1 protein-coding gene is annotated in these 1330 nt (G+C 29.8%); it reads left to right on the top strand.

Annotated features, from left to right (window positions below):
* Window positions 1-163 precede the first annotated feature (163 nt).
* Window positions 164-1330 (top strand): hypothetical protein (locus L8X28_RS08255; RefSeq protein ID WP_263666052.1); only part of this gene is annotated, 1167 nt, incomplete at its 3' end.

Below are 1330 nucleotides of genomic sequence, written 5' to 3'. Positions count from 1 at the left end.
GTTAAACCCTTAATGGGTTTAACTTTGATACTCTATTAAATCTACATTTTACATTCAAGTCCACTATTAGAAATACCAAACAAATATTAATTAATTGAAAAATAATTATACTTAAGATAAAATATATCTTAATAATTTAAACATATAAATTAAAGGAGATACATTGTTTTCAAATTTAAAAATAGGGACCAAAATAGTTGCTGTTGTAATTGCAATTATAGTCTTAGGTATTGGAATTTTAGCAAGTGTAATTGCTATGCAATCTTCAAATATCTTACACACTGAAGCAGATAAATTACTTCAAACAAGTGCTTTTAGATATGCAAATATCGTCCGTGGAGCAACAGAAAGTGTACATTCAACACTAATGGGTGCAGAAAACACCATTGATAGCATCATCGCAGAACAAGACACAATAGAAGAACGCAGAATTAAAAATATTTTAGAAGGAGCTTTAGATTCTAATGGCTGGATAGCATATATTTATGTGCATATTCTTGATACTTCCAAATATAATGACATTAACCCTAAACTTTTAACACAATCAAATAAATTTTTAATGCTACTGCACGACACTTCTTTAAGAGAAAAAGGTGGCGTACAATTAGTCCAAGCAGAAGATGTTATTTTAAATCAGCAAAGCGTTGAAAATGCAATAAAAAATAAAAAAGAATCAATAGGCCGACCTCAAAATTTTACTATCAACAATGAAGAAATTCTAGCTTATAATATTGCTGTGCCTATAGTAAGAAAAGGAGAAATCATAGGGGTTATAGGGGCTTTAGGAAGTTTAACACAACTTCAACATGAGCTTACAAATCCTGAAAGAAGTGTTTTTAAAGACGATCAAAGATTATTATTAGGCAAAAACGGTCTAATAGCAGTTAGCCCTGCAACCGAATTTATAGGCAAAAATATTACTCAAATCAACCCGCATCCTAGTGCGAATTTATTAATTGATTTACAAAAAAATCAAACTAATACTCTATTTGACTTCACACCAGCTTCTACAGGAAATGCAAATAGAGCAGCGATAGCAAACTTTGATGTATGGGATGGTGCTGATGATTATTGGTCTATTGTGACTATAGCTCCAGTTGGCTCAATACAAATGCCTATAGAAAAATTAATAGCAACTATAATTATAGTATCTCTTTTCGTAGTTTTAGCTATTGCTTTAATAGTATTTATATACATAAACAAAGCAGTAAGCTCAAGAATTGTTAATTTACAAAACAACCTACTACACTTTTTTAAATTTATCAATCATGAAACCAAAGATACTATTTTAAGTAAAGATACTAAAAGCAATGATGAGTTAAGTATCATG

Origin of the sequence: Campylobacter sp. CNRCH_2016_0050h (assembly GCF_025772605.1) — a bacterium.
Classification (GTDB): Bacteria; Campylobacterota; Campylobacteria; order Campylobacterales; family Campylobacteraceae; genus Campylobacter_D; species Campylobacter_D lari_D.
This window is presented reverse-complemented; position numbering and strand designations above follow the sequence as displayed.